General features: G+C 62.1%; 25 protein-coding genes. 12 read left to right on the top strand and 13 right to left on the bottom strand.

All coding sequences use genetic code 11. The features are described 5' to 3' along the window. From GQ59_RS20625 to GQ59_RS20660, 8 genes are all read right to left on the bottom strand, one after another. Positions 1–384: a DUF983 domain-containing protein gene (locus GQ59_RS20625; RefSeq protein WP_051904107.1), complete on the bottom strand. Its 384-nt coding sequence runs from the start codon at positions 382–384 to the stop codon at positions 1–3. A gap of 128 nt (positions 385–512) precedes the next feature. Continuing rightward, positions 513–1,916 carry an aminotransferase-like domain-containing protein gene (locus tag GQ59_RS20630; RefSeq protein ID WP_037084594.1) on the bottom strand — a complete coding sequence of 468 codons (1,404 nt, stop codon included), beginning with the start codon at positions 1,914–1,916 and terminating at the stop codon, positions 513–515. Positions 1,917–2,066: 150 nt separating this feature from the next. Further along, complete coding sequence (gene mnhG, locus GQ59_RS20635) at positions 2,067–2,468, bottom strand: monovalent cation/H(+) antiporter subunit G (protein WP_051904098.1); 402 nt, start codon at positions 2,466–2,468, stop codon at positions 2,067–2,069. Next, a complete protein-coding gene (locus tag GQ59_RS20640) occupies positions 2,465–2,746 on the bottom strand; it encodes a K+/H+ antiporter subunit F (protein ID WP_037084596.1) in 282 nt (93 codons plus the stop codon). Before GQ59_RS20640 ends, mnhG begins: the two co-directional genes overlap by 4 nt. Further along, complete coding sequence (locus tag GQ59_RS20645; RefSeq protein ID WP_037084759.1) at positions 2,743–3,219, bottom strand: Na+/H+ antiporter subunit E; 477 nt, start codon at positions 3,217–3,219, stop codon at positions 2,743–2,745. The genes GQ59_RS20640 and GQ59_RS20645 overlap by 4 nt, the downstream gene beginning before the upstream one ends. Continuing rightward, entirely contained in the window at positions 3,219–4,850 is a 1,632-nt protein-coding gene (locus tag GQ59_RS20650) for a monovalent cation/H+ antiporter subunit D (protein WP_037084597.1), read from the bottom strand. The genes GQ59_RS20645 and GQ59_RS20650 overlap by 1 nt, the downstream gene beginning before the upstream one ends. Next, the gene (locus tag GQ59_RS20655) at positions 4,847–5,185 is read right to left on the bottom strand and encodes a Na+/H+ antiporter subunit C (RefSeq protein ID WP_037084598.1); all 339 of its coding nucleotides are present in this window, start codon (positions 5,183–5,185) and stop codon (positions 4,847–4,849) included. The genes GQ59_RS20650 and GQ59_RS20655 overlap by 4 nt, the downstream gene beginning before the upstream one ends. Then, positions 5,185–8,106: a monovalent cation/H+ antiporter subunit A gene (locus GQ59_RS20660; protein WP_037084760.1), complete on the bottom strand. Its 2,922-nt coding sequence runs from the start codon at positions 8,104–8,106 to the stop codon at positions 5,185–5,187. Before GQ59_RS20660 ends, GQ59_RS20655 begins: the two co-directional genes overlap by 1 nt. A 91-nt stretch (positions 8,107–8,197) precedes the next feature. On the opposite strand from GQ59_RS20660, the gene GQ59_RS20665 reads away from it, so the two are divergent. Beyond that, positions 8,198–8,509 carry a helix-turn-helix domain-containing protein gene (locus tag GQ59_RS20665; RefSeq protein WP_037084599.1) on the top strand — a complete coding sequence of 104 codons (312 nt, stop codon included), beginning with the start codon at positions 8,198–8,200 and terminating at the stop codon, positions 8,507–8,509. Between the two features lie 120 nt (positions 8,510–8,629). Here GQ59_RS20665 and GQ59_RS20670 read toward each other — a convergent pair whose 3' ends face one another. Both GQ59_RS20670 and GQ59_RS20675 read right to left on the bottom strand, forming a co-directional pair. Next, the gene (locus GQ59_RS20670) at positions 8,630–10,525 is read right to left on the bottom strand and encodes a bifunctional sugar phosphate isomerase/epimerase/4-hydroxyphenylpyruvate dioxygenase family protein (RefSeq protein WP_037084600.1); all 1,896 of its coding nucleotides are present in this window, start codon (positions 10,523–10,525) and stop codon (positions 8,630–8,632) included. A 211-nt stretch (positions 10,526–10,736) separates the two neighbouring features. Continuing rightward, complete coding sequence (locus tag GQ59_RS20675) at positions 10,737–11,378, bottom strand: alpha/beta hydrolase family protein (RefSeq protein ID WP_037084601.1); 642 nt, start codon at positions 11,376–11,378, stop codon at positions 10,737–10,739. Positions 11,379–11,541: 163 nt separating this feature from the next. Here GQ59_RS20675 and GQ59_RS20680 point away from each other — a divergent pair, with 163 nt between their 5' ends. The 3 genes from GQ59_RS20680 to GQ59_RS20690 all read left to right on the top strand — a co-directional run bounded on the left by GQ59_RS20680 (position 11,542) and on the right by GQ59_RS20690 (position 13,119). Then, on the top strand, positions 11,542–12,243 hold the full coding sequence (locus GQ59_RS20680) for a DUF899 family protein (protein WP_037084602.1): 702 nt from the start codon (positions 11,542–11,544) through the stop codon (positions 12,241–12,243). 85 nt (positions 12,244–12,328) lie between these two features. After that, positions 12,329–12,718, top strand: coding sequence for a DUF1236 domain-containing protein (locus tag GQ59_RS20685; RefSeq protein WP_037084603.1), 390 nt, complete (start codon positions 12,329–12,331; stop codon positions 12,716–12,718). A 158-nt stretch (positions 12,719–12,876) separates the two neighbouring features. After that, positions 12,877–13,119, top strand: coding sequence for a DUF982 domain-containing protein (locus GQ59_RS20690; protein ID WP_007772754.1), 243 nt, complete (start codon positions 12,877–12,879; stop codon positions 13,117–13,119). Between the two features lie 27 nt (positions 13,120–13,146). On the opposite strand, the gene GQ59_RS20695 is transcribed toward GQ59_RS20690, so the two are convergent. Beyond that, positions 13,147–13,788, bottom strand: a complete 642-nt coding sequence (locus tag GQ59_RS20695) for a ChrR family anti-sigma-E factor (protein WP_037084604.1) — start codon at positions 13,786–13,788, stop codon at positions 13,147–13,149. Positions 13,789–14,130: 342 nt separating this feature from the next. Here GQ59_RS20695 and GQ59_RS20700 point away from each other — a divergent pair, with 342 nt between their 5' ends. The 6 genes from GQ59_RS20700 to GQ59_RS20725 all read left to right on the top strand — a co-directional run bounded on the left by GQ59_RS20700 (position 14,131) and on the right by GQ59_RS20725 (position 18,465). After that, positions 14,131–15,168, top strand: coding sequence for a cysteine synthase A (locus GQ59_RS20700; protein ID WP_037084761.1), 1,038 nt, complete (start codon positions 14,131–14,133; stop codon positions 15,166–15,168). Between the two features lie 23 nt (positions 15,169–15,191). Continuing rightward, on the top strand, positions 15,192–15,929 hold the full coding sequence (locus tag GQ59_RS20705; RefSeq protein ID WP_037084606.1) for an alanyl-tRNA editing protein: 738 nt from the start codon (positions 15,192–15,194) through the stop codon (positions 15,927–15,929). A 24-nt stretch (positions 15,930–15,953) separates the two neighbouring features. Continuing rightward, complete coding sequence (gene sseA / locus GQ59_RS20710) at positions 15,954–16,820, top strand: 3-mercaptopyruvate sulfurtransferase (RefSeq protein WP_037084607.1); 867 nt, start codon at positions 15,954–15,956, stop codon at positions 16,818–16,820. 5 nt (positions 16,821–16,825) lie between these two features. Then, positions 16,826–17,383 (top strand): GNAT family N-acetyltransferase, encoded by a 558-nt coding sequence (locus GQ59_RS20715; protein ID WP_037084762.1) that lies wholly within the window; start codon positions 16,826–16,828, stop codon positions 17,381–17,383. Then, a complete protein-coding gene (locus GQ59_RS20720; RefSeq protein WP_037084608.1) occupies positions 17,383–17,853 on the top strand; it encodes a hypothetical protein in 471 nt (156 codons plus the stop codon). Before GQ59_RS20715 ends, GQ59_RS20720 begins: the two co-directional genes overlap by 1 nt. Before the next feature lie 108 nt (positions 17,854–17,961). Then, on the top strand, positions 17,962–18,465 hold the full coding sequence (locus GQ59_RS20725) for a DUF1203 domain-containing protein (RefSeq protein ID WP_037084610.1): 504 nt from the start codon (positions 17,962–17,964) through the stop codon (positions 18,463–18,465). A 67-nt stretch (positions 18,466–18,532) separates the two neighbouring features. Here the strand turns inward: GQ59_RS20725 and GQ59_RS20730 are convergent, their stop codons facing one another. Next, positions 18,533–19,219, bottom strand: a complete 687-nt coding sequence (locus GQ59_RS20730; RefSeq protein ID WP_051904099.1) for a PadR family transcriptional regulator — start codon at positions 19,217–19,219, stop codon at positions 18,533–18,535. A gap of 182 nt (positions 19,220–19,401) precedes the next feature. Continuing rightward, complete coding sequence (gene ald, locus GQ59_RS20735) at positions 19,402–20,520, bottom strand: alanine dehydrogenase (protein WP_007760804.1); 1,119 nt, start codon at positions 20,518–20,520, stop codon at positions 19,402–19,404. Positions 20,521–20,674: 154 nt separating this feature from the next. Here ald and GQ59_RS20740 point away from each other — a divergent pair, with 154 nt between their 5' ends. Next, the gene (locus tag GQ59_RS20740) at positions 20,675–21,136 is read left to right on the top strand and encodes an Lrp/AsnC family transcriptional regulator (RefSeq protein ID WP_037084612.1); all 462 of its coding nucleotides are present in this window, start codon (positions 20,675–20,677) and stop codon (positions 21,134–21,136) included. 92 nt (positions 21,137–21,228) lie between these two features. After that, complete coding sequence (locus tag GQ59_RS20745; RefSeq protein ID WP_037084613.1) at positions 21,229–21,558, top strand: PilZ domain-containing protein; 330 nt, start codon at positions 21,229–21,231, stop codon at positions 21,556–21,558. Positions 21,559–21,838: the final 280 nt, after the last annotated feature.

The following is a 21,838-nucleotide window of genomic DNA, read 5'->3' on the forward strand; positions in this document are numbered from 1 at the left end:
CTAGCCGGCGCGTCTCACCAGCTTTCCTTCTTCCGCCTTGTAGAAATACTGGCTCGCCACCAGCCAACCCTTCAGCGGCCGAAGCGGCGGGATGCAGGTCAGAAGCATGAAGGGCAATGTCACCAGCAGGTGAACCCACCAGGCCGGTTGGTACTGCACTTCCAGCCAGACGCCGAGAAGCACGCTCGGCACGCAGGCAAAGCACATCACGAAGAAAGCCGGGCCGTCAGCGGGGTCGGCGAAGGAATAATCCAGCCCGCAGGCTTCGCACTTCGGGCTGAGCGTCAGGAAGCCGTTGAACAGATGCCCCTGACCACAACGCGGGCAGCGCCCGCGAATACCGGTCTGCATCGGAGGGAGAGGAGGCCATTCGTGATCCATGATCATTGTCCTTGGGAGAAAAGCGATCAAATCGTTCATTGATTGCATTCATTATATAGATTGATGCATTCAATTGGTCGATTAGCCAGAATGCCGCAGGCATTCCGGCCACGGATCGCAGAGAGGAAAGATCAGAAGAAGGAGCCGGCCATTTCGGGCGAGCTTTCCAGCGCATGGCCCATGAATTCCAGGGCGGCCTTGAGTGCCGGCCGCTGGATGGGGCCACCGAGGCATACGCGTACCGCCTCAGGAGCCGGCCCGTCGACGGTGAAGGCATCGCTCGCCACGACGCCGATGCCGGCGGAACGCATGTGGCTGCCGAATGTCGAGCGGGTCCAGCCCTGTGCCAACGGCAGCCAGATGTTGAAGCTGAGCGGGTCGCTGCGATAGCTGCCCTTCGGCAGTATGTGTGTGACCAGCGCCTGGCGGGCCATCGCTTCGGTCCTGACGAAGTGCAGGATGTTGTCGGCCGTGCCATCCTCGATCCAACGGGTAGCGAGCGCTGCAGACAGCGGTGATGCCATGACGTTGTTGGCGCGCATGGCGCTGACGAAGGGCCACGCGGCCCTGGTATCCGGGGCGACGACATAGGCCAGCCTGAGGCCGGCACCCAGCGATTTGGAAAGCCCGCCGATATGCCAGGTCAGGTCCGGCGCTATCGCCGCCAGCGGTGCCGGGGCGCGCAGAGGAATGAAGCCGTAGGCATCGTCCTCGACGATCGACACGCCATATTTTCGCGCCACGGCGCAGATCTCCTCGCGACGCCGTTGCGGAACCGTCAGCGTCATCGGGTTCTGCAGGATCGGATTGAGATAGAGCGCCTTCGGCTTTTGCTTCTCGCAGGCCTCGGCAAAGGCTGCCGGCAGAATGCCCTCGTCGTCCATCGGCAGGCCGACAAGGGTCAATCGCAGTTGCGCGGCGATCGAGCGTATACCGGGATAGGTGATGTTCTCCGACAGCACCGTCTCGCCCGGCTTTGCCAGCATGCCGAAGATCGCCAGCAGCGCCGGATGCGCGCCGGGAGCAAGGAATATACGCTCCTGCGAGGGAACCAGGCCACGCCGGCCGAGCCAAACCGCCGCCGCCTCCTTGTCGACCCCGGCACCGCCGAAACTCTGATAACGCAGCAGAGGCACGAGGTTGGTGGCGACTGCGGTTAGCCCACCTTGCATCCGGGCAATCAGTTCCGAATCGTCCGGCTCCGGCGGCATGTTCATGGAAAAATCGACGATCGAGGCCCGGCGTGGATCGGGCGCGGCGTCGGAGACGAAACCCCGGCGCTCCTTGTCGACACCGCCGGTCACGAAGGTGCCGCGCCCCACATGCGAACTGACCAGCCCACGTTTCTGGGCTTCCAGATAGCCGCGCGCCACGGTGGTGAAATCGACGTTGAGCACCTTGGCCAGTTCGCGCTGCGGCGGCAAGCGATCGCCGATTACGAGGTTGCCGCTCCGCAAATCCATCTCGATGATGTCGGCGATCGCCATGTAGCGCGGGGAGCGGCTGCGGGTCAGGTCTGGCTTCCAGGTCTTCATCCGTGACGTCCGATAGTTAGTCCTGGATTGACTGTATATTGTTGCTCGGCGAGTCTGTCATCAGGAAAAAAGCGGGCAACGTGCCGCAGCCTGCAGACCAGAGATGCGTGGACGATAGGCGCCCATCTTCGCCGACCAATTGAAGGCGCCCTACCCCCTCCGGGGATCGCTCTCCCCCAGAAACTCCCTGGCGGGCTGGCTCCTGTTCGGCTTGTCCGGAACATTGCCGTTGCCTTCCGCGCGGTCACGGTGAAGGGCTGCGCGCGCCAGCAGCATGAAGGTAATCGGCGTGGTCACCGTGACGAAGATGCCGATCAGGATCTCGTGGAATACGAGGCGCCCCGAGGAGACGGTGAAGAAGATCATCGAGGCCAGCATGATGCCGCCGATCCCCCAGCTTGTGCCGAGCGTCGGCGCATGGATGCGCTCGTAGAAGGTCGGCAGGCGCAGGAAGCCGATCGCGCCGATCAGCGCCAGGCCGGAACCGACCAGCAGAAAAAACGCGACCGCGATGGCTGCCCAGACGGGCATGTCGGCGGCAGACTGCATCATTCGATCACCTCCCCGCGCATCAGGAATTTCGCGAGCGCCACGGTCGCCACGAAGCCCAGCATGCCCATGACCAACGCCGCCTCGAAATAGATCACCCTGCCGGTGCCGATGCCGAAGGTCACCAGCAGCAGCATGGCGTTGATGTAGAGCGTATCGAGGCCGATGATGCGGTCCTGCGCCCTTGGGCCCCGGAACATCCGCACCGAAGCGATCGCCATCGCCGCCGCCAGCATCAGCTGGGCGAGCGAGACCGCGCTGAAGAGAATGATGGCGCTCATGCGAAAATCTCCATCAGCAGCTTCTCATATCTGTTCTTGATCGTGTTGCGCCATTCCGCCTCGTTGTCCAGATCGAGGATATGCAGCAACACCGTCTTGTCGTTTGAATCATACTCCAGCCAGGCCGATCCCGGCGTGCTGGTCAGCACGACGGCCAGAACCGCGATTGCCGTATGGTTCTCGATATCCAGCTCCACGGTCAGGAAGCCGGGATTGTGGCTGCGGCGACCGGCTTTGAGGATAATGAGCGCGACGGCGATGTTCGATTTGACGATATCGTAGAGTACGATCCCGAACAGTTTCGGCAGCAGGTACCATTTGCCGAGCTGCGGCTTGTCCGGACGCAGCGATGCCATTGCCCAAGAAGCGAACACGGCCACCAGGATGCCGAGCACGAGATGGCCGGGCGTGAAGCCGTTGAGCAGCAGCCACATCAGGACCAGCGACAGGGTGAGCAGCGGATAGGGTAGCATCATTTGCCCCCTGCCTCGGCCGACGCGGCGCCGTCGTAGTCAGGGATAGGCGCCGCATTGCGTACGGCGTCGATATAGATCCTCGGGTTGCTGAGGCTGCGGATCGTCGTGTCCATGTACCGCATCGCCGGTCCGGCCTGGACGGTAAGCGCCAGCGTCAGGAAAAGCAGGAACATCACCGGCACGATCTCGATGACGAGGACGCGCGGCACGGTTCCTTCGAGCGAGCTCCAGAAGGTGCGGATGCCGGCGCGGGTCATGGAAATCAGCGCGGCGATACCGGAGAGAATGACAAGTATAACCAGAACCCAGACGGTCGCCGTCGGTGGCACGCCGATCGCGCCCGTGCCCATCATCGCCGACAGCATGGCGAACTTGGCGACGAAGCCGGAGAGTGGCGGCAGGCCGGACAGCAGGATGCCGCAGGCGGCAAAGCAGATGCCGAGGATCGCCATCGTGCCCGGCATGGTGACGCCGTCCCCCTCTTCCGGCTCGTCCTCGTCCGCGTCGCCATAGGCTTCCATTGTCACCGCAAGGACGATCGCACCGGCATCCTGGCCGCGTTCGACCAGTTCGATCAGCATGAAGAAGGCGCTGATCGTCAAGGTCGAGCTGACGAGATAGAGCAGAGCGCCGGACGAGATCGCCCCGTCATTGATGCCGAGCACCATCAGCAGCGTGCCCGACGACACCAGAACCGAGAAACCCGCAAGCCGTCCGAGCGCCTGCGACGCCAGCACGCCGATCGTTCCGAACATGATGGTCGCGATGCCGCCGTAAAGGAGCACATCCGCGCCAAAACCGGCGGACGGCCCGTCGCCGAAGAGCAGCATGGTGAGCCGCAGGATGATGTAGATGCCGAGCTTGCTCATGATCGCGAAGATGCCGGCAACCGGAGCGGATGCCGCGCTATAGGCGGTCGGCAGCCAGAAGCAGAGCGGCCACATGCCGGCCTTGATGAGGAAGGCGATGCCGAGCACGCCGGCGCCCGCCTCCATCAGCATCCGCCGGTCCGGCTCGATATCGGGAATGCGGGCGGCCAGATCCGCCATGTTGAGCGTGCCGGCAGTGCCGTAGATCAGGCTGACGCCGATCAGGAACAGAAGCGCTGCGGCCAGGTTGACAGCGATATAGTGCATGCCCGCCTTGACGCGCAGCGGGCCGGAGCCGTGGAGCAGCAGGCCGTAGGATGACGCCAGCATCACCTCGAAGAAAACGAAGAGGTTGAACAGGTCGCCGGTCAGGAAGGCGCCGTTCAGCCCGACCAGCAGAAGCTGGAACATGGTGTGGAAATGCGCGCCCACCGCATGCCAGCGGGCCAGCGAGTAGACCAGTGCGGCGACCGAGAGCAACGCCGTCAGGAGCAGCATCAGCGCCGACAACGCATCGAGAACCAGCACGATGCCGAACGGCGCGGCCCAGTTTCCGAGAAGATAGACGCCTTCGAAATCGTTCGGGCCGCTTTCGATCCGCAGAAGCGCGAGCGAGACCGCAACGAGGATCAGCGTCGAGGCGAGGCTGATCATCGCCTTTACGACGCGCTGGCGCTCGTCAAAGAACAGCAGGAGTGCGGCGACGACCAGAGGCACGAGGATCGGCGCGATAATGAGATGATGGGTCCAGCCACTCACTTCGGGTCGTTCCTCCCGTCGACATGGTCGGTGCCCGTCAGACCCCGGGAGGCGAGCAGCACGACGAGGAACAGCGCGGTCGTCGCAAACCCGATGACGATAGCCGTCAGAACAAGCGCCTGCGGCACCGGATCGGCGAGCGTCGAGGTGGAAACGCCATCGACGAGGATCGGCGGAACATTGGTCTTCACCCCGCCGACGCCGAAGATGAACAGGTTGACCGCGTAGGAGAGAAGCGAAAGGCCGACGATGACCTGATAGGTGCGCGGACGCAGGATGAGCCAGACCCCGCAGCCCGTCATCACGCCGATCGCGGTGGCAAGAACGAGTTCCATCAGCCCTCCTCCGTCTTGGCCGCATCGATCGCCCGCAGGCGGTTGATGCGGATCGACTGGTGCGCCAGCGCCACGAGGATGAGGACCGTGGAACCGACCACCAGCGAAAACACGCCGAGATCGAAGAGCAGTGCGGTGGCGGCCGGCATCTTGCCGATCAGCGGCAGCTCGACATACTGGAAATGCGAGGTCAGGAACGGGTAGCCGAAGAACCAGGCGCCGATACCCGTCGCCGACGCGGTGAGTATGCCCGCCCCCATCCAGCGCAGCGGCAGGATGCGCAGACGATCCTCCGCCCAGCGCGTGCCGCCGGCCAGATATTGCAGCAGGAAGGCAATCGACAGCGTCAGCCCGGCCGAAAAACCGCCACCCGGCATGTCGTGACCGCGCATGAAGATATAGACGGCGAAGGTGATGATCACCGGGAAGAGCCAGGTCATGATCACGGAGGGGACGAGCAGGTAGTCGCGCACCGTATCGCCGGCCGAACGCTCTGGGCGATCCTCGTCAAAGCTGTTCTGTATCCGCTGCTGTTCCGGCAGGTCCATGCTGTCGTCGGCGGGGCGGAAGCGGCGAAGCAGCGCGAAGACGGTCAGCGCCACGACGCCGAGCACCGCGATCTCGCCGAGCGTATCGAAGCCGCGGAAATCCACCAGGATGACGTTGACGACATTGCGCCCGCCGCCTTCGGAATAGGCGTTTTCGAGGAAATAGTTGGCGATCGTGTCCGGCACCGGCATGGTCATCACGGCATAGGCGATGAAGGACATGCCGATGCCGCAGACGACGGCAAGCGCCAGATCCCGGAAGCGGCGGAAGCGCGCCCGGAGGCTGATCGCCTCGACCAGTCCCTCCGTTCGCTTCGGTAGCCAGCGCAGGCCGAGAAGAATGAGGACGGTGGTGACGATCTCGACGAGAAGCTGGGTGATCGCCAGATCCGGCGCCGAGAGCCAGACGAAGGTGATGCAGACGATCAGCCCGACGCCGCCGAGCATGACGAGGGCCGCCAGGCGATGATACTTGGCGAGATAGGCGGTAGCGAAGGCAAGGCAGATGCCGAGCAGCCAGATCGCCGCGAAGGCCGGATCGATGCCGGAAAAGACGATTTCGCGAGTCTCGAAACCGGAGAGGTAGAGCGGCAGCAACCCCGCCAGAAAACCGGTCGCCACCACCCAGCGAAGCTGCGGCTGCAGATTGCGGGTGCCGAAGCGCCGTTCGAGCGTGCGGGCCCAGCGCCAGGACACTTCCACGAGAACCCGCTCGAAGATGCGCTGGCCCTTCAGGTTGCGCAGGATCGGTGGGCCGTCCTCGCAGGTCGCGAGATATTTCCGGAGCGAGAGATAGAGCAGCGTGCCGCCGACGAGTGCGATGGTACTCATGATCAGAGGCAGGTTAACGCCGTGCCAGATGGACAGGCTATATTCCGGGGTCTCCGGACCCAGCACGCTGACGACGGCGGTATGCAGGAAAGGCCCGATCGAAATCGCCGGAATGATGCCGACGATCAGGCAGGCGACGACCAGAAGCTCGATCGGAAAACGCATCCAGCGCGGCGGCTCATGCGGCTTCGGCTTGGGCAGATCCGTCGGCGGCGGGCCGAAGAACACCGTGTGGATGAAGCGCAGCGAATAGGCGACGCTGAAGGCGCTGGCGAGCGTCGCCACATAGGGCAGGATGCGGTCGAGAATGGAATCCGCATGGGTTTCGACCGCCTCGGCGAAGAACATTTCCTTCGACAGGAAGCCGTTGAGCAGAGGAACGCCAGCCATGGCGGCACTCGCCACCATGGCCAGCGTGCCCGTGATGGGCAGATACCGGAAAAGCCCGCTCAATCGTCGCATGTCGCGCGTGCCGGTCTCGTGATCGATAATGCCGGCCGCCATGAACAGGGATGCCTTGAACGTCGCATGGTTGACCATGTGAAAGATCGCCGCGACGGTAGCGAGCGGACTTCCGAGGCTCAAAAGCGTGGTGATGAGGCCGAGATGGCTGATCGTCGAATAGGCGAGCAGGCCCTTCAGGTCCTGCTGGAACATCGCGAAATAGGCACCGAGTACCAGCGTGATGATGCCGGCCAGACCGACCAGGTAGAACCATTCATAGGTACCGGAGAGCACCGGCCAGAAGCGCACCAGCAGGAAGACGCCCGCCTTCACCATGGTCGCCGAATGCAGGAAGGCGGAAACGGGGGTCGGGGCCGCCATGGCATTGGGCAGCCAGAAATGGAACGGGAACTGGGCGCTCTTGGTCAGGGCGCCGAGCAGGATGAAGACCAGCGCCGGCACATAGAGGGAATGGCCGCGGATGACGTCGCCGGCGGCGAGGATCTTGTCGAGGTCGTAGCTGCCGACGATGTTACCGAGCAGCAGCAGCCCGATCAGCAGGCAGAAACCACCGATGCCGGTGATCGTCAATGCCATGCGGGCGCCGTCGCGGGCCGCGGCGCTGTTGTGCCAGTAGCTGATCAGCAGAAAGGAAAAGATGCTGGTCAGCTCCCAGAACACCGACAGCAGAATGACGTTGCCTGAGATGACGATGCCGAGCATCGCGCCCATGAAGGCGAGCAGGAAGGAGAAGAAGCGCGGAACCGGATCGTCTTCCGACATGTAGTAGCGGGCGTAAACGACGACCAGGAAGCCGATGCCGGTGATCAGCATGGAGAACAGCCATGCGAAACCATCCATGCGAAGGGTGAAGTTCAGACCGAGCTGCGGCAGCCAGGTACCCTCGAAGCGAAGCACGGCACTGTCGGTGACGCTCGGATAGAAGGCCGCGACGATCAGCAAGGACAAAAAAGCTGTGGAGCCGGCAACCCAGGACGGCAGGATGCGCGAACGCGTTCGCAGCAGCGATACAGAGACCAGGCTTCCGAAAAAGGGCAGGACCAGCAGGAAAAGAAGAAGATATGGTCCTGACGTTATCCCAATGCTCCGGCCTTTCCATGTGCTGCGCTTCGCCCAGCGCCTAATGCGAAGATGCTTCCGAATGCCCCATCTAGCAATCGAATCCAAATTGCCATATATGAGAGATATTGACCAATATGGGCAGTTTGGTGAGATGGGTCAAGCCGCAAAGAACGCGATTTTAACGCCGGCCTTGTGTCGCGCCGCCCGGGGGTTTCTGGATTGGACGCAGACCGATCTCGCCGACCGGTCGGGCGTGTCGCGCAGCACTATCCGTGATTACGAAGGCAGCCGGCACGACCTTCATCGCGCGACCGAAGCGCAATTGCGCCTCGCCTTCGAAGAGGGCGGCGTCGCCTTCGTCCATATGGAAGGCGGCCATTTCGGCGTCTGTCCGAGAGCCGTCCAGACACCGCAATAGGTCGAGCGAGCGCGGCTCCAACCCCGCATCACCAGGTGGTGACCGAGCCGTCGCGGCGCTTGAGGTGCGGAACGCCTCCACAATTGGCGCGCCGTGCCACAAAGAATCCGAAGGCGCCGTTTAAATCCTCGGCATGCCTTCAGGGCGAAGCGCCCTCTTCAGCGCCGCGATCCGGAAGATGGCGTTCGGGGCGCCGTAGCCGCGATAACCGCGCCGTTCGACGATCTCGAAGAAGAAGCCCTCGCCATAGGTCATGCTGTAAAGCTGGAAATATTCGCCGTGCTCGTCGCGGTCGTAGAGAATGTTCTCTTCCTTCAGCCGCTCCGAAAGCTCCGCATCGAGGCCGAAGCGGGCTTCGACGTCGCCGTAGTAGTTGGGCGAGATGGCAAGCGGCTTGAAACCGTTCTTGCGTAGCGCCGCGGCCGTCGCAAAGATGTCGTCGGTCTGAAAGGCGAGATGCTGGACGCCGGATCCGAATTTTTCGGCGATGAAATGACCGGCGAGCGTGCGGCGGTTCTCGGCACCGTTCAAGGTAATCCGCAGCGTGCCGGAGGTGTTTTCGACCACCTGGCTGCGTATCACGCCGGCCGGATCGATGATGTCGACCATCGGCGTCTTCTGCGTCTCGAAGATCGAGGTGTAGAAAAGCAGCCAGGTCAGCATTTCCTCGTAGGCGACCGTCTGGGCGATATGATCGACATGCCCGAGATGCGCCGGCGCCACCTCGGCTTCTCCCTCTTCGCTGACAGGCTGGAAATCGATCTCGGAAAAACGGCCGAGATTGCTCTTGTCGTCGATCAGGTAGACGAGCCCGCCGCCAACGCCGCGGATCGCCGGTATATCCACCTCCCCCGCTGCCACCTGCTGCCGGAACGGTTCAGCCCCGAGCGCCACGGCCCGTTCGAACGCCTGCCCCGCATCCTCGACGACCAGAGCCATCGCATAGGCAGAGGTGCCGTGGACGGCAAACGAGGCGTTGGCAAATCCCTTCTCGTCGGTATTGACGAGGAGACGGATATCTCCCTGGCTGTAGAGGCTGACCTTCTTCGACTTGTGCACGGCCGTCCTGCGGAAACCGAGGGTTCGAAGGATCGCGGCAAGATCGGCCGCATCCTTTTCGTCGGAAGAGAATTCCACGAAACCGACACCTTTGACCGCCGCACGGTCCGGCATGTCGCGAACCGTCAGGCCCGATGCACTCGGGCTGCGCCGCACCTGGTCGCCGAGATAGATCAGCGAGCGATGGCCGTCATCGGCAATCGCGCGGCTCGAGCCGCCGCGGAACTGGTCGTTGAAGATCTCCAGCGAGAAATAACCATCGTAACCGGTCTCGGCGATTGCGGTGGTAAAGGCCGTTACCGGCAGATCGCCCTCGCCCGGCATGTTGCGGAAATGCCGTGACCAGTAGAGCAGGTCCATGTCGATCAGCGGCGCATCGGCAAGCTGGACGATGAAGATCTTGTCCTTCGGGATGGAACGGATCGAATTGATGTCGATCTTGCGCGACAGGGTGTGAAAGCTGTCGAGGATCAGCCCGATATTCGGATGGTCGGCACGCCGCACGATCTCCCAGGCATCGCGGTGGTCGTTGATATGCCGGCCCCAGGCGAGCGCCTCGTAACCCACCTTCAACCCGCGCCTGGCGGCCCGTTCCCCGAGTTCGTGGAAATCGGCCGCCGCCCGGTCGATGCCGCCGAGCGAGACCGGCGAGACGTTGGAGCAGACGAGCACGAGGTCGGTGCCAAGTTCCTGCATGACGTCGAACTTGCGTTCGGCACGATCGAAGGTGCGGCTCCGGTGCGAGGGGGGCATGCCCTCGAAATCGCGGAACGGCTGGAACAGCGTGATCTCCAGGCCATGATCGCGGACCATTTTCCCGACATCGGCGGGGCTGCCGTCGAAGGCGAGGAAATCGTTCTCGAAGATTTCCACCCCATCGAAACCAGCCTTGGCTATCGCTTCCAGCTTCTCGGGCAGCTCTCCGCTAATCGAAACCGTGGCTATCGACGTTTTCATGCGCTCCCTCCCATTTCCTCGGAACGTGACCGAAGAGGCTCCTCAGATGCACCAGCGAGCGACCTCCCGCTTCGAGCCGGCATCAGCGAAACCATTTTGTACTAAATAGTTCGTAACATCAAATGGGAAGTTTGTGATCTTGCGATAGCCAGCCTGGGCGACAGCATTCAAACGCACCCAGGAGCCGCTGATGTCGGGGCTTGGGCCGCATTCACGGCTTTAACCGTGCACTCCAGGCCAGCACTGTTTCCGCCATCGTCGCCAGATGGTCGGCGGCTGAAAATCCGGAGATCGTCTTGCGCGGCTTCAGGTCGTGGTCGCCATCTTCCAGCCAGAGGATTTCGATGGCTTTCGAGAGTTCATAGCCGGATACTTCTTCGCGGGTGCCGAATTCATCACGGGTTCCCTGGCAGATCAGCGCCGGGGTTCTGAGCCCCTTGAGATGTTGGGTTCGGAGCTGCTCCGGCTTTTCCGGAGGGTGGAACGGATAGCCAAGGCACAACAAGCCGACGATCCTGTCTTCCGTGTAAAGTTCGTCGGCGATCATGCTCGCCACCCGGCCGCCCATCGACTTGCCGCCGATGATCAGCGGTCCCTTCGCACCGAGTTCGGCGATCGCCGCCTTGTATTCGGGATTGAGCGTCTCGGCCCGCGGCGGCGGTTTGCGGTCGCCGGAGGTCCGCCGTCCCGCCATGTAGCCGAACTCGAAACGGGCCACGCGAAACCCCTTGTCCGACAGGGCTTTCGCCGCAGCCGTCATCGATGCGGAATCCATCGGCGCGCCGGCGCCATGCGCCAGCAGGATCGTGACGCGTGCGTCTTCCGGCCCCTCGATCAAAAATCGCCCTGACATCTTGCTCCCTCAATTCAGGTTCACTTTTCACATGCGCCCGTCGGACCACACCGTTGGCGCACGTCCTTTGTATGGGCGAGCCATGGCCGCCCGCACTTTGGCGACTATATCAACGAGAGCAAGGCCAAGTCTCCTGCCCAGCCATTACAGATGGAGGAATGTCATGGACATGCAGAGCCTCACACCAGCAGTCGAACTTGCCAGAAAGAACGGCGTGCACTTCCCCAACGAAAGCGCCGCCTACAGGGAGGCGCGGAACGCGCTTCTCGCCGAGGAAATCGAACTCCGCCGCCATATCGAGCGCGTCGCCGAGCAGCGACGCCATCTGCCGCCGGGCGGGCATGTGCCGAAGAACTACACGTTCGAGGGCGTGAACGGCCCTATTTCGTTCGAAGAGCTGTTCGCGGACAAGGAAACGCTGGTCATCTACAGCTACATGTTCGGCCCGGAGCGCGAGCGGCCCTGTCCGATGTGCACCTCGCTGCTTTCCTCCTGGGACGGCGAGGTCCCCGACATCCAGCAGCGCGTCGCGTTCGCGGTCGTCGCACGCTCGCCGCTGCAGCGCCTGACCGATTTCAAGCGCGAGCGGGGCTGGCACCACCTGCCGCTCTATTCGGATACGAGCGGCGAGTTCAGCCGGGATTACCATGCGCTCGGCAAGGACGGCAGCGATGACGCGGCCTTCAACGTGTTCACCCGCCGGGATGGAACGATGAGGCATTTCTGGAGCGGCGAGATGGGCGGGGCGACCGCCGATCCGGGCCAGGATCCGCGCGGCGCACCCGATCTGATGCCGATCTGGACGATCCTTGATTCGACCCCGGAAGGCCGGGCGCCGCATTGGTATCCCAAGCTGTCCTACTAGGACTTAAGTCCTGCGCGCCCATCGCGGCGGAACGAAAAATGATGTCGCCACGTTCTCCGGCCACTTCAATCGAAAGGAAGTGACCATGAAAAAGCTCATCATTCTCTCCGCGACAGTCGGCCTCCTCGCGACCGGCGCAATGGCCCAGCAGAGCACGGTCAACGGCGCCGTGGGCGGTGCTGTTACCGGCGCAATCGTTGGTGGTCCGGTCGGCGCTGCCGTGGGCGGCGTGGTTGGCGCGGTCGCCGGTACGGCGATCGATCCGCCGCCGGAACGTGTCATCACCTATGTGCGCCAGCAGCCGGTACAACAGTCCGTGGTGGTGCAGGAACGCGTCGTCATTGGCCAGCCGATCCCGCGGCAGGTGGTTCTCACCCCTATCCCGGAATCGCCGACCTATGCCTATGCGGTCGTCAACCAGCAGCGCGTGATTGTCGATCCGCGCACCCACACTGTGGTGCAGGTCGTCGAATAATCGCCTTCCAAATTGGCTGACCGAAAGCCGTCGTACCGAGAGGTACGACGGCTTGTTTTCGGGAATCGACTGCCCGACAGCAAATTTTTTTAAATCGCGCGGAACCAAATTCCGGCTGGATCGTTTTTTAAGGTTGGTATCCAGGGAGGACACGAAAGATGCCGCAAGCAAGTTGGCAAAAACCGGTGCGCGTCGCCTTCGGGCAGCTTGGGACTGAGGTCATCAACGGACCGTTCGAGGCGCTGGCCTTGTTGACGGATCGCTGGCCGGACATGCGCGGGCCGCACTTTGTCAAGGCGCGCAGCGTCTGCCGGGCAGCGCTCGACGGACGCAGGTCGCCGGAAGAAGCACGTCAGCAATTCGAAGAAGCTGTCAGCGAAGCGCAATTGCATCTGAACTGAACGAACGCCGGCAATCGCCGGCATGGTTCAGAGACCGACGATATCGCCGAAAAGCCGGAGGGTGGAGCCGGAAAGAGCGATCGGCGCGAACAGCACGGAAAAACAGAGACACGGCCCGCGCTCGCCCGCGATCGGCCGATGGTCCAGCATTTCGTCCGCAATCGAAACATCACCCTTGCCGAAATTGCCGCGATGGTCGTGAAATTCGCCATCCAGCACCAGGGTCAGTTCAAGCCCCTGATGGCCGTGCTGGGGCAGCGCCCTTCCCGGTCGTACCCATAAAAAGCTCGTCTCGAGATCCTTCGACCTTTCGATGACGTGATGGCGCAGTCCCGGGAGTTTCGTTTTCCATCGGATGTCGGGAAGATCCGTGCCCGCATAGGCCCGCAGCGACGCGGGAAATCTCGATTTTTCGAAGATCCTGGCAGGTGGCTCCGCTGGCGCGGCAGAGGCGAAAATCTCAGCCAACCGGTGCTCGCGGGCCGACAATGCCACGGGCGGGCTGACATGCAGGGTCTCACCGGCAAAGCCCTCCATGAGACCGGCCAGTCTCGCGGCTGACGCCTGCATTTCCAGATGCGAACCGACGAGAACGTGAGCCGGCTCCGGAAGCGAGCCGGACACGTAATGCGCGATCAGAAGATCCAGCCGTTCAAGGTTCTGTAGCATGTCCAAAATGCCAACTTTATGCAAAAATCCGGTCAAAGCGAGGTCAATGCGTCGCCTGAAACGATTTCGTCCCCTGCTTCAACTGTACGTCTATACGCATGGCGAGAAATTTGGATTACTACTTCCAATATAATAAGGCCGATTTTTTTAAGGGCTTGTCGATACATTAGAGGACGGCACTTCGACCCCTCCTTCTTCCGCCCTTGGCAACCGCAGATCCGGCCGCGGAAAGACGGATTTTACGGTGGCAGAGCCTTTCCGGAAACAGAATTTCTTGCCTCCGGGTCCTTGTCCGCCGAAAAGACCCTGTTTACATGTGCGATGAACAAGAAGGCACCCCCGATGACCTCCCATTCCTCCGTCCTCGACGTGATCGGCAACACGCCCCTCATCCGGCTGAACGGCGCTTCCGAAGCGACCGGCTGCGAAATCCTCGGCAAGGCGGAGTTCCTGAACCCCGGCCAATCGGTGAAGGATCGGGCGGCGCTCTACATCATCCGCGACGCTGAAAAGAAAGGGCTCCTGCGCCCCGGCGGCGTGATCGTCGAGGGCACGGCCGGCAATACCGGCATCGGGCTCACCCTTGTCGCCAAGGCGCTCGGCTATCGCACCGTCATCGTCATTCCGGAAACCCAGAGCCAGGAAAAGAAGGACGCGCTGAAGCTGCTTGGTGCCGAACTGGTCGAGGTTCCCGCCGTCCCTTACAAGAACCCGAACAATTACGTGAAAATCTCCGGCCGCCTTGCCGAGGAGCTCGCCAAGACCGAGCCGGCGGGTGCCATCTGGGCGAACCAGTTCGACAACATCGCCAATCGGGAAGCGCATATCCAGACCACGGCGCCTGAGATCTTCGAGCAGACCGGCGGCAAGGTCGACGGCTTCATCTGCGCGGTCGGCTCGGGCGGCACGCTTGCGGGCGTCGCCATCGGGCTGAAGGCCAAAAATCCCGATATCAAGATCGGCATCGCCGATCCGGAAGGTGCCGCCCTTTATGAATTCTACGCCCATGGCGAGTTCAAGTCGGAAGGCAATTCGATCACCGAGGGCATCGGCCAGGGCCGCATCACCGCCAATCTCGAAGGTTTCAAACCCGACTTTGCTTACAAGATCCCGGATTCCGAAGCGCTGCCCTACATCTTCGATCTCGTCGAACACGAAGGCCTCTGCCTCGGCGGCTCGACCGGCATCAATATCGCCGGCGCCGTCCGGCTTGCCCGGGATCTCGGTCCCGGCCACACGATCGTGACGGTGCTCTGCGACTACGGCAATCGCTATCAGTCCAAACTCTTCAACCCGGATTTCCTGAAATCCAAGGGCCTCCCGGTGCCGGCCTGGCTGACGCAGAAACGGCAGATCGACATTCCCTTCCAGACGGTCTGATACATTTAAGAACAGAGTGACTTATGCCCGTTGAAGCCCTCTACCGCGACGATTTCTATCTATCGACAGCAGAAGCGGTGGTGACGGCCATCCACGACGACGGCGGCATCGAGCTGGATCGCACCTGTTTCTATGCGGCATCCGGCGGCCAGCCGGGCGATACCGGCTTTCTCGAACGCGCCGACGGCACGAAAATCCAGCTCGGTCAGACTAGACACGGCGCCACCAAGGATATCGTCCTCCACGTGCCCTTGGAAGGCGAAGCCCAGCCGCTGGTCGGCGAAAATCTGGTCATGCATATCGACTGGCAGCGCCGCTACAAGCTGATGCGCATGCACACCGCCTGCCATCTTCTCTCCGTCGTCTGCCAGTATCCGATCACCGGGGCCGCCGTCGGCGAAGAGGAATCGCGCGTCGATTTCGACATGGCCGACACGATCGACAGGCAAGACGTCACCGCGAAACTCATGGAGCTCGTCGGCCAGAACCATCCCGTCTACGTACAGTGGATCACCGACGAGGAGCTTGCCGCCAATCCGGGCATCGTCAAGTCGAAGAATGTCCGCCCGCCGATGGGGCTCGGCCGCGTCAGCCTCGTCTGCATAGGCGAAAATTCCAGCGTTGACAGCCAGCCCTGCGGCGGCACACATGTCTCCGAAACGCAGGAGGTCGGGGCGATTCATATCGCCAAGATCGAGAAGAAGGGCAAGGAAAACCGCCGGTTCCGCATCCGGTTCGGCGAGCCCGACGCAGAGGCCTGATACAGGGTCCAAAGGAGATTTGACATGAGTGAAACCAGCCGTTTCGTCGTTTCGTCCGAGTGGCTTCACAACGAGCTCGGCAGTCCCGACCTCAAGATTCTCGACGCGTCCTTCTACCTGCCGGCACAGAACCGCGATGCCGACGCCGAATACGCGGCCGGGCACATTCCCGGCGCCATCCGTTTCGACCACGACAAGGTCGCCGACCACTCGACCGGCCTGCCGCACATGGTGCCGGCGCCGGACGTGTTTGCCGAGGCCATCGGCCGGATGGGCATCAGCGAAAACGACCGGGTCGTGATCTATGACGGCCCCGGCATCTTCTCCTCTCCGCGCGCTTGGTGGCTGTTCCGGATCATGGGCGCAAGCCAGGTCTTCGTGCTCGACGGCGGCATCGACGGCTGGAAAGCCGAAGGCCGGCCGCTCGAAACGACCATCCCCTCGCCCGAGCCTGTCACCTTCACCCCCAATTTCCGGGTCGACAAGGTGATCGACTTGCAGACCATGCTGTCGATCGTCAGCGACGGCACGCGCCAGATCGCCGATGCGCGACCGGCCGGTCGTTTTGCAGGCACCGATCCCGAACCTCGCGCCGGCATGCGCTCCGGCCATATGCCGGGAGCGGCCAGCCTTCCGTCCGGCACATTCTCGGTCAATGGCAAGCTGCGTCCGCTGGCGGAGCTGCAAAAGGCGATCGAGGATGCCGGCATCGATTTCGGCCAGCCGGTGGTGACGACCTGCGGCTCGGGCATCACGGCCGCCATCATCACGCTGGCGCTCGAATCCCTCGGCCATGAGGACAACGCGCTTTACGATGGCTCATGGACCGAATGGGGCAGCCGTCAGGATACGCCCGTCGTCACGGGTCCGCCCGCGCCGAAAGCGGCGTGAGCGACATGGCCAAGAAGCCCGCTCCGCTCAAAGCCCATGTCACCAGCCTGGAAATGACCGCACCGCCGAAAACGAGCCTGGCGGTGCCGGTGAATATCCAGACGGCGATCATTCGCGCGCCCGAAATCCCGCTTCATTACTACCGCTATCTCTATCGGCAGGTGGGAAAACGCTGGCACTGGTACAAGCGGCTGCGCATGAGTGACGAGGAGCTTGCGGCCACTATCCATAATCCGCGCACCTCCGTCACGGTACTTTACGTCAACGGCGCGCCGGCCGGTTTTTTCGAGCTGTTCAGGGAAAGCGACGACGTCACCGAGCTCTCCTATTTCGGGCTGTTCGAGCGGGCGATCGGGCTCGGCATCGGCAAGTGGTTCCTGCTCCAGGCGCTCTATGCCGCCTGGCAGGACAATCCGCAGAAGGTGACCGTCACCACCAATACGCTCGATCATCCGCGCGCCCTGCAGCTCTACCAGATGATGGGGTTCTCGCCGGTTTCGACCTATGAAGCGCTGGTTCCGCCGATGACGGATGCCGAGCTCCTGAAAGCGCTCGACGGCTGATGTCGAAATTTTCACCCAAGGCGATGCTGATCGCTTTGGTGGTGATGATGCTCGTCGTCGTCCTGCTATTTGTCTCCTGGTGGGTCATCAGGATCGCGCTCTACGCTCCGCAAACCGTCAGCGTCGACCGGGTCGAAGTGCTGTGCTCGAAGCGGCCTCCGCGACGGCAGATACCCTTCATAACACCAGCGCGGCAATGGAGCTCGGATTGCGGCGCGTTGTGGCGGCAGTTCGGCCGGTCCCACGTATCCGAACACACGTTCATTTCCTTTGTCTACACCTCCCCCGCCGACAACAAGAGCTATCGCGGAACGCTGCAGCGGAGTTGGAACGACCAGAACCAGCCCGTCCGAACGGGCGACCGGATCGAGATCGAAGCATCACGGCTGATGGCTGAGACCGTTACCGACTGGTCGAGCCCCAGCATCGCCGCCGAAAACGTGATCCGCACGCCGGCAGCGGTTAAATGATACCTGTGCGCCAGCGCGGTACATTTGAATCGGTGCAGCCGGCAAGTATCGGGTGGCGGGGAGTAACCGGCGGAGTCATCTCTTGTGCAACACGAACAGGAGAGAGCCATGACCATCGCCTTCATCGCCATGCCCGCCGCCGATGCCGAGCACCTCTGGCACGGTGGCGCCGACGCCTACGGACGCCAGCCGGAAACGATGACCTCCGACGGCCCCGGTTATCCCTGCCGCCATTGCCTCAAGAATATCGATGCCGGCGAGGAGTTGCTGGTTATCGCCTACCGGCCCTTCCCGGAACTGCAACCCTATGCGGAAACCGGCCCGATCTTCCTGCACAGGCAGCCTTGCCGGCGTTACGCGGCGGAAGAGGTTCTGCCGCCCATGCTGTCGAGCACGGACTATATCGTGCGCGGCTACGGACCGGACGACCGGATCGTCTATGGCAGCGGCGCGGTGACGCCGACCGAGAGGATCGCCTCGCGCGCCGCAGAACTGCTGGCCCGCGCCGACATCGCCTATGTGCATGTCCGCTCGGCCCGCAACAATTGCTACCAGTGCCGGATCGACAAGGTTGATGTGCCGGCGTTCGCGGACACGGCTCTGGCGATCTGAAACGCGAAGGCGCGCCGTTCTGCCGATGCGGCGCGCCATCATTTTCGTTCTCAAGCCTGCTTGGGCCTCAGTTCTGGGTATTGTCGCCCCGCTCGTCGTCGCGCTCGAGGTTTTCGGCGAAATCGAGCAGCAGCCTGACGATCTCGCCGCCCTTCCTTTCGTCACCTTCGAGCTTGCGGGCGATCACCTCGCGAAGGTTGAGCATGGCGGAATCGACGCTGCGCGGCAGCGAAGGGCCGCTATCGCGGCCGCGCTCGTGGCGTTCCTGCCGCTGCTTGATGCGCTCGGCGAGTTGCGACAGCCGGTCGAGGATCGTCGCGGCAAAGCTGCGGTTCTCGTCGAGATATTTGCTGCCCTCGTCGGTGATCGCATAACGCTTCTTGTTGCCGTCCGCTTCGGCGACCACGTAGCCTGCCTCTTCGAGATAGGTCAGCGTCGGGTAGATGACGCCGGGGCTCGGCGCGTAGAAGCCGTAGGTGAGATCCTCGATATGCTTGATGATCTCGTAGCCGTGGCGCGGCTCCTTCTCGATCAGCGCCAATACGACGAGGCGCAAGTCACCCTGCATCAGGAACCGGCCGATACGGCCATCGCCCTCGTCGCCGAAACCACGGCCGCCGCCGGGACCGCCCCGGCCACCGCGCCCAAATCCTCCGCCAAACGGGCCGCCGCGCGCAGCGAACACTTCCTCAAAGCCCTTGCGGCCGCCGCGTTCAGCGCAGCCATTGCGTCCATCGACCCTGTGTTTGAACATTTTTGTCTCCTTAGACTGTCTTTCGATATATCTAAAGATAATGCCATCAGAGCCTCCGTCAATCACTTAGATATATCTAAATCATATCTGATTGATTTTGAAGACAGAAAAACGCCGGACGCGAAGCGCCCGGCGTCTCTCCAACCCCTGAATGATGGCTAGGCGGCCCTTCAGCTCTTCTGTTACGCCACGCTGAGAAGGCTTTCCGGCGCGAAGGCCTCGTAGCCGAGCGCTTCTGCGACCGGCTTGTTGGTCACCCGGCCTCTGTGGACGTTCAGCCCGTTGCGCAGGTGGCGGTCTTCGGCGATCGCCCGCAGGCCACGGTCGGCCAGCGCCAGCCCGTGCTGCAGCGTCGCATTGTTCAGCGCATGCGCAGACGTCACCGGCACCGCGCCCGGCATGTTGGCCACGCAATAATGGACGATACCGTCGACCTCGTAGGTCGGTTCGGAATGGGTCGTGGCATGCGAGGTCTCGAAGCAGCCGCCCTGGTCGATCGCGACATCGACCATGACCGCGCCCTGCTTCATACCCGACAGCATTTCGCGGCTGACCAGTTTTGGAGCCGCAGCGCCCGGAATGAGGACGGCGCCAATGATCAGGTCGGCAGAGAAGACTTCCTCTTCCACCGCGTCGATCGTCGAATAACGGGTATGGACGCGGCCGTTGAAGATGTCGTCGAGCTGGCGAAGACGCGGCAGCGACCGGTCGATGATCGAGACGTCGGCACCGAGGCCGGCGGCCATCCGGGCCGCATGCAGGCCGACGACGCCGCCGCCGATAACGGCGACCTTGGCCGGCAGTACGCCGGGCACGCCGCCGAGCAGGATGCCTCGGCCGCCATTGGCCTTCTGAAGCGCGGTCGCTCCAGCCTGGATCGCCAGGCGACCGGCGACTTCCGACATCGGAGCCAAGAGCGGCAACCCGCCGCGCTCATCGGTCACGGTCTCGTAGGCGATGGCGGTGACGCCGGAGGCGAGCAGACCCTTGGTCTGTTCCGGATCGGGCGCGAGATGGAGATAGGTATAGAGAAGCTGGCCGTCGCGGAGCTGCACCCATTCGGAGGGCTGCGGTTCCTTGACCTTGACGACCATGTCGGATTTTTCGAAGATTTCCTTGGCCGAACCGACGATCCTGGCTCCGGCTGCCGCATAGGCGCCGTCATCCGCGCCGATGCCGGCGCCTGCCTTGGTTTCGATCAGCACCTCGTGGCCATGAGCCACATATTCACGTACCGCGCCGGGGGTAAGCCCTACGCGATATTCATGGTTTTTGATTTCCTTCGGGCATCCGACACGCATACAGCGTTCCTCTCAGGTTGTGGCTTTCGCCGGTTGATGTTCCCAACCCAAGCAAACCAGAGAATCGCGCGAATGTCCTTGCGAAGACGAATTGCAGAATATCGTATTTTCGTAGATAATTGCGTGAATTGAGAACATTTCGAAGGATCTGCGAATGAGCACCATGGATGCCATTGATCTTGCGATCTTGCGGACCCTGCAGCAGGAAGGCCGGATCTCCAATGCGGAGCTTGCCGAGCGGGTCGGGCTGTCGCCGTCGGCCTGTTCGCGGCGCCTCGACATCCTCGAGAAGAGCGGCACGATCAGCGGCTATCACGCCCGCCTTTCCAACAAGGCGCTCGACTACAAGATGATGGTGATCGTCCACATCTCGCTGTCCGGCCAGTTCGCCAAGACGCTCACGGAATTCGAAGCGGCAGTCAAACTCTGTCCCAACGTCCTGGTCTGTTACCTGATGTCGGGCGAATACGACTACATCCTCCGGGTCGCGGCAAAGGATCTCGAGGACTACGAGCGCATCCATCGCGACTGGCTGTCGGCGCTGCCGCATGTGGTGAAGATCAATTCGAGCTTTGCTCTGCGCGAGATCATCGACAAGCCGAATGTGGGACTGTGATTGGGATCGCTCGACTTTTACGGATCGTCCTAAAGGGATTTCAAGGCGCGGCGTGTATCGTCCGCGCCTTGAGGAAGAACGAGGGATAGAGCATGCTCAACGGACGAATGAAGACCCGCAGCGCAGAGCGCAAGAAGACCCGCATCATGGGGACGGTCAAATATTTCAATCAAGCCGTTGAAGGCCGCGTCACCGACCTATCGCCGACCGGCATGGCGCTCGACCTCGGCGGACGCACCTTGCATGCCGCCGACGGCAGCCCGGTCCGGATCGAAAGCGAAGAACTCGGCATCCTGGAAGGCACCGTCAAATGGCGCCGCAGCGGCCGGCTCGGTGTACAGTTCAGCATCAACAGCAATGCGGTGGCGCAGGTATCGTCCTATTTCCGCTTCTTCCACAGAGAAGTTCCAGCCTCGCGCTGAGGCGGGCGGGCTCAATTTCGCTTCAGCTCAAACTCAACTTATTGGCGCCTCACGAATCATTGCCATGCATAATTGAAAATAATGTAAAGGCGGCGGCCAACCGAAATATCAAGTGTCGGGTGGCGCTTGCCGATTATTTACTACTTGCCGTTGAATCGATAAGTGATAAAATCCTAATCTAACCGGAGCCGGCGAAACTAAAACCGCCCTCGTCAAGAGTAGCGGCTGTTCAAGCGTCCACGACTTTCCCGCCTGTATTGAGCCGACAGCCACGGCGCAC

Origin of the sequence: Neorhizobium vignae (assembly GCF_000732195.1) — a bacterium.
Taxonomy (GTDB): Bacteria; Pseudomonadota; Alphaproteobacteria; order Rhizobiales; family Rhizobiaceae; genus Neorhizobium; species Neorhizobium vignae.

Bases quoted from the DNA above. Each gene is read 5' to 3' on its own strand.
- GQ59_RS20655 (WP_037084598.1), bottom strand. From the start codon at position 5,185: ATGGAACTCGTTCTTGCCACCGCGATCGGCGTGATGACGGGCTGCGGG.
- GQ59_RS20725 (WP_037084610.1), top strand. From the start codon at position 17,962: ATGACCATCGCCTTCATCGCCATGCCCGCCGCCGATGCCGAGCACCTC.
- GQ59_RS20730 (WP_051904099.1), bottom strand. From the start codon at position 19,219: ATGTTCAAACACAGGGTCGATGGACGCAATGGCTGCGCTGAACGCGGC.
- GQ59_RS20695 (WP_037084604.1), bottom strand. From the start codon at position 13,788: ATGCTACAGAACCTTGAACGGCTGGATCTTCTGATCGCGCATTACGTG.
- GQ59_RS20700 (WP_037084761.1), top strand. From the start codon at position 14,131: ATGACCTCCCATTCCTCCGTCCTCGACGTGATCGGCAACACGCCCCTC.
- mnhG (WP_051904098.1), bottom strand. From the start codon at position 2,468: ATGATGCAGTCTGCCGCCGACATGCCCGTCTGGGCAGCCATCGCGGTC.
- ald (WP_007760804.1), bottom strand. From the start codon at position 20,520: ATGCGTGTCGGATGCCCGAAGGAAATCAAAAACCATGAATATCGCGTA.
- GQ59_RS20685 (WP_037084603.1), top strand. From the start codon at position 12,329: ATGAAAAAGCTCATCATTCTCTCCGCGACAGTCGGCCTCCTCGCGACC.
- GQ59_RS20630 (WP_037084594.1), bottom strand. From the start codon at position 1,916: ATGAAGACCTGGAAGCCAGACCTGACCCGCAGCCGCTCCCCGCGCTAC.
- GQ59_RS20675 (WP_037084601.1), bottom strand. From the start codon at position 11,378: ATGTCAGGGCGATTTTTGATCGAGGGGCCGGAAGACGCACGCGTCACG.
- GQ59_RS20690 (WP_007772754.1), top strand. From the start codon at position 12,877: ATGCCGCAAGCAAGTTGGCAAAAACCGGTGCGCGTCGCCTTCGGGCAG.
- GQ59_RS20670 (WP_037084600.1), bottom strand. From the start codon at position 10,525: ATGAAAACGTCGATAGCCACGGTTTCGATTAGCGGAGAGCTGCCCGAG.
- GQ59_RS20640 (WP_037084596.1), bottom strand. From the start codon at position 2,746: ATGAGCGCCATCATTCTCTTCAGCGCGGTCTCGCTCGCCCAGCTGATG.
- GQ59_RS20740 (WP_037084612.1), top strand. From the start codon at position 20,675: ATGAGCACCATGGATGCCATTGATCTTGCGATCTTGCGGACCCTGCAG.
- GQ59_RS20715 (WP_037084762.1), top strand. From the start codon at position 16,826: ATGGCCAAGAAGCCCGCTCCGCTCAAAGCCCATGTCACCAGCCTGGAA.
- sseA (WP_037084607.1), top strand. From the start codon at position 15,954: ATGAGTGAAACCAGCCGTTTCGTCGTTTCGTCCGAGTGGCTTCACAAC.
- GQ59_RS20705 (WP_037084606.1), top strand. From the start codon at position 15,192: ATGCCCGTTGAAGCCCTCTACCGCGACGATTTCTATCTATCGACAGCA.
- GQ59_RS20645 (WP_037084759.1), bottom strand. From the start codon at position 3,219: ATGCTACCCTATCCGCTGCTCACCCTGTCGCTGGTCCTGATGTGGCTG.
- GQ59_RS20745 (WP_037084613.1), top strand. From the start codon at position 21,229: ATGCTCAACGGACGAATGAAGACCCGCAGCGCAGAGCGCAAGAAGACC.
- GQ59_RS20720 (WP_037084608.1), top strand. From the start codon at position 17,383: ATGTCGAAATTTTCACCCAAGGCGATGCTGATCGCTTTGGTGGTGATG.
- GQ59_RS20680 (WP_037084602.1), top strand. From the start codon at position 11,542: ATGGACATGCAGAGCCTCACACCAGCAGTCGAACTTGCCAGAAAGAAC.